The 418-nt window shown below is 40.7% G+C and carries 2 protein-coding genes; both read left to right on the top strand.

Going from position 1 to position 418, the window contains the following annotated elements; genetic code table 11:
- The first annotated feature begins 52 nt into the window (after nucleotides 1–52).
- Nucleotides 53–199, top strand: a complete 147-nt coding sequence (locus E1171_RS24830) for a transposase (protein WP_425509590.1) — start codon at nucleotides 53–55, stop codon at nucleotides 197–199.
- Nucleotides 132–418, top strand: a 287-nt coding sequence (locus tag E1171_RS00185) for a transposase (protein ID WP_155202982.1), incomplete at its 3' end; no start/stop codon positions are given. The genes E1171_RS24830 and E1171_RS00185, both read left to right, overlap by 68 nt.

The raw sequence follows: 418 nt of genomic DNA, 5'->3' as shown, positions 1-418 counted from the left end.
TGTGAGTGTGGTGTTGAGGAAATATTGCAAACAAAATTATAAAGAGGACTATATGTTATTAAGAAGTGTACCAGGTATAGGCCCAATCGTGGCCTGTGGTATTTTAAGTGAGGTTGGGGACCTAAGGAGATTTGATAATTTTAAAACAGCTAGCTTCTTATGTAGGTTTGGTTCCCAGTTTAAGACAAAGTGGGGATAATCAGTCAACGGCAGGTATGACCCCGAGGGCAAATCGATTGATAAGAAGTTACTTGGTAGAAGCTACCTGGCAAGCCATAAGGTACGATCCTGTGATGCAGGAATATTACAGGAGTCACCTGGGTAAAGACCCAAAAAGAATATTGGTTAAGGTGGCAAGAAAACTTTTAAGTAGGACGCATGCCATAATAAAAACAGGCGTACCTTATGATGCAGGAAT

Source organism: Xanthovirga aplysinae (assembly GCF_009711365.1).
GTDB classification, from domain to species: Bacteria; Bacteroidota; Bacteroidia; order Cytophagales; family Cyclobacteriaceae; genus Xanthovirga; species Xanthovirga aplysinae.
The sequence above is the reverse complement of the archived record's forward strand: the minus strand, read 5'-3'. Positions and strand labels throughout refer to the sequence as shown.